This is a genomic window from Paenibacillus phytorum (genome assembly GCF_013141715.1).
Taxonomy (GTDB): domain Bacteria; phylum Bacillota; class Bacilli; order Paenibacillales; family NBRC-103111; genus Paenibacillus_E; species Paenibacillus_E phytorum.
This window is the reverse complement of record NZ_WHOA01000116.1, coordinates 91,689-98,473: the sequence shown is the minus strand read 5'-3', so window position 1 is coordinate 98,473 and position 6,785 is coordinate 91,689. Positions and strand designations below refer to the sequence as shown.

The following is a 6,785-nucleotide window of genomic DNA, read 5'->3' as shown; positions in this document are numbered from 1 at the left end:
TTTATCATTAGATAAGAAAGTATAAGTTTTATACTTTTGCTTCGCATCTACCTTGACAAACGCGCTCGTCCTAGAAGGACGACGGAGTCGTTTATCCTTGTTTGTTAGAACGTTTTAGCTAATGCTTGCGCACGGCTAATCGCTTCCTCTTTAATTTGTGGAGCCTTGTCGGGTGACTGAGCCATTCCTTCAACAAAAATTCCTTGGAAATCCGTAATGCCGAAGAATGACATGATGACACTTAAATAACGATGTCCCATTTCCATAGCGGCAGCAGGTCCTTCCGAATAAACGCCGCCGCTTGCTTGGATATGCAGCGCTTTTTTGTCAGGCAGCAAGCCTACAGGGCCAGTTTCTGTATACTTAAACGTCTTGCCAGCGATACAAACAGCATCGATATAGGCTTTCATAAGCGGAGGGAAAGAAAAGTTCCACATTGGCGTTACGAATACGTATTTATCCGCTGCGACAAACTGATCCGTTATTTCGCCGAGTCGACCTACTTTTGTTTGTTCTTCCTTGCTCAAATCTGAGAATTGTTGACCGCCTCGCAATTTTCCCCACCCGCTGAATACGTCGGCATCAATGTGAGGCAATTGAATACTGTACAAGTCCAGATGGATGACTTCATCATTAGGGTTGGCTTCCCGATAGGTATCAATAAAGGCTTTGCCTACAGCCATACTGAATGATGTTTGATGGTCATGTGGATGTGCTGAGATATGTAAAACAGTTGCCAATGTGATCCGTCCTTTCATTTGGTTGCATGGTAAAGCCATATATAATGTTCATTAAAAGCAAATAAAATATGCAGGCAGAGCAAATTGGTTTTTTAACGATTGCTAAATTTGTAAACCTATGTACATTGAGCATAAGCTCCTTTTGGTATATGATGAAAGACGGTGCATTTGACTTCAATATTTGCCCTTCATATGGCTGCAAACAAATTTATATAAAGTGAGATGGATGAGATGAAACCTAAGGATTTACACTATAGAATGCCAGCAGAGTGGACAACACACGAACGTACATTTATTTCTTGGCCCGTTCAATCTTCGATGGTTTATCCGGAGGATCATGCGGTTGTATCAAAAGGCTATGCAGATTTGGTCAAGGCCATTGCCGAGTTCGAGCCTGTGACAGTGATCGTGAACCCGGCGGATGCTGAGCAAGTAAAGGCTATGTTCGACGAGAAGAACGTTGATTTTCTGATCATTCCGCATAACGATGCTTGGTTCCGAGATAACGGCCCAACGTTCTTGTTAAATGAACAGCAGGAAATTGCAGCTGTGAATTGGAAATTCAACGCGTGGGGCGGCAAATATGCGCCGTGGGATCTTGATGATAACGTGGCTCCGCAAATTCTAGAGCATCACGGTGTGAAGCGTTTTGACGCTCCGCTCGTCATGGAAGGCGGCTCCATTCATGTGGATGGAGAAGGTACGCTTTTGACTACGGAGGAATGTCTCCTGAACACGAACCGCAATCCAGACCTAAGCCGTGAACAAATCGAAGAGTGTGTGAAAGATTTCGTCAACGTTGAGAAAATCATCTGGCTGAATAAAGGGCTGGACGGCGATGAAACGGACGGTCATGTCGACAATATTGCTTGCTTCGCGGCTCCAGGCAAAATTATTTTGCAGGTTTGCAACGACCCAGCGGATGCGAACTATGCGATTACTCAGGAGAATTTAGAAATTCTGCGCAATGCGACGGATGCTAAGGGACGTTCTTTTGAAATTATCCAGATCGAACAGCCTCCTTTAACGTTTTTTGAAGAGCAGCGTCTGACGCTGAGCTATTTGAACTTTTATTTCGTAAACGGCGGCATCATTTTGCCAGTGTTCGGCGGAACAGCGGAAGAGACAGATCGTAAGGCGGCAGAGGTGCTAAGCGCAGCTTTCCCAGATCGCAGAATCCGCACAATTAACGGCATGTCCATCATCAAAGAAGGCGGCAACGTTCACTGCACGACACAGCAAATGCCAGCAAGCAAGAGAGGGTGATTCCATTGAGAAATGTCACAGTAGCAGCAACGCAAATGAGCTGTTCCGATAATATAGAAGAAAACATTCGCAAAGCAGAGGCCTTGGTTCGCCAAGCAGCCGCGAAGGGCGCTCAAATTATTCTGATCCAAGAGCTGTTTGAGACACCGTATTTCTGCCAAAAAGAGAAGTCCGACTACTATCATTACGCGACGGAGCTGGAGAACAACAAAGCGATCAATCATTTCCGTGAAATTGCTAAGGAGCTTCAGGTTGTACTACCGATAAGCTTTTATGAGAAAAAGAATTACGCGCGCTACAATTCGTTAGCTGTCATCGATGCTGATGGCGAGGTGCTTGGCCTTTATCGCAAAAGTCATATCCCTGACGGTCCGGGGTATGAGGAGAAGTTCTATTTTAACCCTGGCGATACCGGGTTCAAGGTTTGGAAAACACGCTATGCCAAAATCGGCGTAGGCGTATGTTGGGATCAATGGTATCCAGAAGCTGCAAGGGTTATGGCTTTGATGGGTGCGGAGTTACTGTTCTACCCGACTGCTATCGGCTCTGAGCCGCAGGACGGTTCGATCGATTCTAAGGATCACTGGCAAATGTGCATGCGCGGCCACGCAGCGGCGAACCTGATGCCGGTTATCGCGTCGAATCGCATCGGTAAGGAAGAAGATGAAGAGTCCAGCATCAACTTCTATGGTTCGTCTTTCATCGCAGGCCCGCAGGGCAATATGATTGAGGAAGCTGGCCGCGATGAGGAAACGGTGCTTGTTGCTGAATTCGACCTTGATCAGCTGGAAGTTCAGCGTATTGAGTGGGGCATTTTCCGCGACCGTCGTCCGGATCTGTATAAGAAGATTGCTACGTATGATGGTGAGCAGGTACTGTAATCACAATGCTCATTCCGTTGTTGAAAGGAATTTTACTGGGGCTCTCGATCGCTGCACCGGTCGGGCCAATCGGTATTTTATGTATACGAAGAACGATCACATTAGGCAGACTGCATGGCTTTTTGTCAGGATTAGGAGCTGCGTCGGCTGACGCTTTCTACGGCTTTATTGCCGGTTTCGGTCTTACGCTTATAACCAGCTTCCTGCTTGACCAAAAGGTGCTGCTGCAAGCGGTCGGTGGCTTATTCCTATGTTATTTGGGCGTGCGGACCTTCCGCTCTAAGCCTGCTGCCGATGCGGCCAAAGCTTCAGGCAATACGCTTTTCAGATCGTACGTCTCCACGCTGATGCTGACCATTACGAATCCGATGACCATAATGTCTTTTCTTGGTTCTTTTGCTGGTTTAGGGATGGGCGGCTCACAGACAGGCATTGCTTCAGCTGTTGCCCTGGTGATCGGCGTATTCGTAGGCTCCGCCTTATGGTGGCTTGCGCTAAGTACTGTGATTGGCATGCTTAGAGATCGTATTCATGTTACGGCTTTTCGCTGGATCAACCGAATATCGGGTGTCATATTAACCGTGTTTGGCTTGGTAGCCATCATAGGGCTGCTCCTTGGGGAGTAGCTCTTTTTTTTGATGATTTCATTGTCGAACAAAAGCAAACGGAACTACGATCCGCTATTTATCAAATATCCAGCCTTTTTGAGCTTAAAGGGAACATGGAGACGTTATTTTGCCATTTTTGATTGAAATACTGCCTACGGAGGAGAAATAAGGGCTTGATGTTCCGTTTAACGAGTTAAATAGCGATTTTCAGCAAAATAACGCATATACGTTCCCTTTATGAGACTTCGGGGTGTTAGAACTAGGTCGGAGAGAAGTCACTCTCCGGTCTAGTTCTTTTTTCTTCAAGGACGCCTTGCAAATGTCCTTAATTTTGTGACAAAATCAACATAGATTCACTGAGTGAGGGAGCAAGCCTAGAAACGTGAGTTTCTTGGCGTTAGGGAGAGCACACTAACGAAATAACAACATGTGATTATCAACTGGGAATGCTTTATTTCTATTGTATATGCGTTATATATATAAAAATGATTGGAGTGATCGTGCGATGGACTCTTCCAAATATCAGAAATATTTCTCAACCGACGGCTTCTGGCTGAAACTGAAAAAGGGCGCCAAAAAGGCAGGCAGCAAAGTCATTTACAGCGGATTGCTGCTCTTCTACGCCGTAGAAAGTCCGAAAACACCGCTTAGAGCAAAAGTTCAAATCTACGGCGCGCTGGGCTATCTCATTTTGCCGTTGGATCTCTTGCCGGATTTGCTACCGATTGTCGGATATGTAGATGATTTAAGTGCTTTGGGGTTAGCCTTGGCATCTGTCGCAAGGAGTATCGATGACGATGTGAAGCGCAAAGCGAAGAACAAGCTGAGGGATTTTCTTGGTGATGATGTGATGAACAGCAAGGATATTATCGATATCGATGGGCAGCTTGTAGAGCAGAAAGAGAAGGAATCAGAGAGTGATGAGCATGGAGTAAAATAGAGTGTTGCTGACTACTCCCCGGGCTGTTTGCAAAGCGTTAGCACTTTTTGCATGATTTGGCCTGAAAATCCTGACATAGAGTAAATTTGATGCACTTTCTGCATCAAAGGTGTATGGCTTGGTTATCGTGCCTGTTATTTGGCGATACATGTGAGAGCCTCGGGTGATAGACCCTCATTTAAATTACAGTAGTCTCCAAATGAGAAAAGACACCCAAGAGGTGTCTTTTTTATTAACAGCTGGAATTCAGCAAGAAATCGTCCAACCGTAAGAATCCTCGATCCCTCCGTATTGAATCCCAGTAATCGTGTCGTAAAGCCGACGAACCAGATCACCAATGTTGCCTTGGTTAATCACCATGGGCGTACCGTTCCACAAGAGACTGCCAATAGGGGACACGACGGCAGCCGTACCGGTACCGAAGGCTTCCTCCAGGGTTCCGTTCTCATAGGCCTGAACAATATCATCGATCGAAATTTTCCGCTCTGTAACCGGAATGCCCCACTCCTTCATCAGGTGAATGATGCTTTTTCGTGTGATGCCATCCAGAATACTGCCGCTAAGGTTCGGGGTCACAACTTCCCCGTTGATTTTGAAAAAGACATTCATGCTGCCTGCTTCTTCTATATAAGTCTTCTCGATGGCATCCAGCCAGAGCACTTGAGCACAGTTGTGTTCTTTGGCGAGGGCTTGTGCTTTGAGGGTTGCAGCGTAATTACCAGCTGTTTTGGCACTGCCTGTACCACCTTGAACGGCCCTGGCATAATGGCTTTCGACAAGGATGTTAATGGGCTGAAGACCTTCCTCATAGTAGGCGCCAACCGGCGACATAATGATAACGAACGAATAGCGCGAAGAGGCACGCACGCCTAACCCAGCTTCGGTGGCAATCACAAAAGGACGAATATATAAAGAGGAGCCCTTCTTTCGAGGCACCCAATCGGCATCCAAACGAACGAGGGTTCGAATAGCGTCTACGACGAATTCTTCATCCATTTGGGGCATTTGCAGCCGGTCGCTGGAACGGTTTAGTCGCTGTGCATTTTGGTCAGGTCGAAATAGAACAATCTCATCCTTTTCCGTACGAAAAGCCTTTAACCCCTCGAACACGGCTTGCCCATAATGGAAAACCATCGCTGAAGGATCATGGGAAATGGGTCCATAAGGGATAATACGCGGATCATGCCAGCCCTTTCCTTCCTCGAAATCCATCATAAACATATGATCGGTAAAATGACGCCCAAACCCTAAGTCCTCTTCAAAACGGGGCTTTGCTTTACAACTCAGATTGTGTTCGATTCGAATCTGTCCATACATCGCCATCAACCACCTTTTCGAATGTGCTTTCTTGTTATCGTTACTATAGATAAATAACAATCATTGATCAATTGCGAATAATCAATTACCATCATAGTTAATAACTATGATCGGAGGCATACCAAGATGGAGCATCGATTGTTGGAATACTTTTTAGCGGTATGCGAAGAACTTCACTTCACGAAGGCAGCGGAAAAGCTTGGCATCAGCCAACCCACACTTAGCCAACAGATTCGTTTGTTGGAGCATCGGGTAGGATCACCCCTTTTTCAGCGAATCGGAAAAAAGATTTACATCACAGAAGCAGGCGAGATCCTTCATAAACACAGCAGGAACATGTTCCATGAGTTGGATCAAGCTCAGGCGGCTATTAATGAGATCCAGGGTATGCAGCGGGGACGGCTGCGTATTGGCTGCTCCGGTAATCATTTGCTCACCGCGACGATTATTGCCTTCCATGCCCTCTACCCGAAGATCGAGCTATCTGTGACCGAGCTCGCTACCGAGGAGACGAAGGAGCGTCTGCTGAGCAACCAGCTTGACATCGGCGTGGTTTTCCTGCCTGATGAAGATGAACAGTTCCATTACATGCCGTTGTACAATGAACAGCTGCGGTTTGTTATTTCGGACAAACATCCGCTTGCACAGGCGAAAGCCATTCGTTTGACGGACTTGGCCCAGCTTCCAGTCGCTATGCTCCAGAGAAAGTTTTATGTTCGGCAAATGATGGATGATTGCTGTGAGCAGTCTGGCTTTGAGTGGAAGCCGGCGATAGAGCTCTCCACCTTGGAGTCACTGCTTCAGATGGCCAAAAATAATGTAGGCGGAGCTATTTTGCCACAGTCCTATGTGGACAGTATCCGCAGCAGCGGCATCCGGAGTATCCCGATTATAGACCCGATTCCCCAGAAGGACGTCGGCATTGTTTATCGGAAGGATATGTTCCTATGTAAGACGATGGATATGTTTATGAAGCAATTGATGCAGCAGTTTTTGTAGACATAGGAAAGATAACAGAGAGCGGAAAATTGAA

7 protein-coding genes are annotated in these 6,785 nt (G+C 46.5%); 5 read left to right on the top strand and 2 right to left on the bottom strand.

The window, feature by feature from the left end; genetic code table 11:
* Window positions 1-104 precede the first annotated feature (104 nt).
* Entirely contained in the window at window positions 105-740 is a 636-nt protein-coding gene (locus GC098_RS17750) for an FMN-dependent NADH-azoreductase (RefSeq protein ID WP_171644456.1), read from the bottom strand.
* A gap of 231 nt (window positions 741-971) precedes the next feature.
* Between GC098_RS17750 and GC098_RS17745 the strand changes: the two genes are divergently transcribed.
* The 4 genes from GC098_RS17745 to GC098_RS17730 all read left to right on the top strand — a co-directional run bounded on the left by GC098_RS17745 (window position 972) and on the right by GC098_RS17730 (window position 4,435).
* Entirely contained in the window at window positions 972-2,006 is a 1,035-nt protein-coding gene (locus GC098_RS17745) for an agmatine deiminase family protein (protein WP_171644454.1), read from the top strand.
* 5 nt (window positions 2,007-2,011) lie between these two features.
* A complete protein-coding gene (gene aguB / locus GC098_RS17740) occupies window positions 2,012-2,887 on the top strand; it encodes an N-carbamoylputrescine amidase (protein WP_171644445.1) in 876 nt (291 codons plus the stop codon).
* A gap of 5 nt (window positions 2,888-2,892) precedes the next feature.
* Window positions 2,893-3,513, top strand: coding sequence for a LysE/ArgO family amino acid transporter (locus GC098_RS17735; protein WP_171644444.1), 621 nt, complete (start codon window positions 2,893-2,895; stop codon window positions 3,511-3,513).
* Between the two features lie 448 nt (window positions 3,514-3,961).
* The gene (locus GC098_RS17730; protein ID WP_246358678.1) at window positions 3,962-4,435 is read left to right on the top strand and encodes a YkvA family protein; all 474 of its coding nucleotides are present in this window, start codon (window positions 3,962-3,964) and stop codon (window positions 4,433-4,435) included.
* A gap of 246 nt (window positions 4,436-4,681) precedes the next feature.
* Here GC098_RS17730 and GC098_RS17725 read toward each other — a convergent pair whose 3' ends face one another.
* Complete coding sequence (locus GC098_RS17725; RefSeq protein WP_171644443.1) at window positions 4,682-5,752, bottom strand: branched-chain amino acid aminotransferase; 1,071 nt, start codon at window positions 5,750-5,752, stop codon at window positions 4,682-4,684.
* Between the two features lie 126 nt (window positions 5,753-5,878).
* On the opposite strand from GC098_RS17725, the gene GC098_RS17720 reads away from it, so the two are divergent.
* Window positions 5,879-6,751, top strand: a complete 873-nt coding sequence (locus GC098_RS17720) for a LysR family transcriptional regulator (protein ID WP_171644442.1) — start codon at window positions 5,879-5,881, stop codon at window positions 6,749-6,751.
* The last annotated feature ends 34 nt before the right edge of the window (window positions 6,752-6,785 follow it).

What these genes read in the sequence shown, in the direction of transcription:
- GC098_RS17720 (WP_171644442.1), top strand. Translation starts at nt 5,879, where the DNA reads ATGGAGCATCGATTGTTGGAATACTTTTTAGCGGTATGCGAAGAACTT.
- GC098_RS17730 (WP_246358678.1), top strand. Translation starts at nt 3,962, where the DNA reads ATGCGTTATATATATAAAAATGATTGGAGTGATCGTGCGATGGACTCT.
- GC098_RS17725 (WP_171644443.1), bottom strand. Translation starts at nt 5,752, where the DNA reads ATGTATGGACAGATTCGAATCGAACACAATCTGAGTTGTAAAGCAAAG.
- GC098_RS17745 (WP_171644454.1), top strand. Translation starts at nt 972, where the DNA reads ATGAAACCTAAGGATTTACACTATAGAATGCCAGCAGAGTGGACAACA.
- GC098_RS17735 (WP_171644444.1), top strand. Translation starts at nt 2,893, where the DNA reads ATGCTCATTCCGTTGTTGAAAGGAATTTTACTGGGGCTCTCGATCGCT.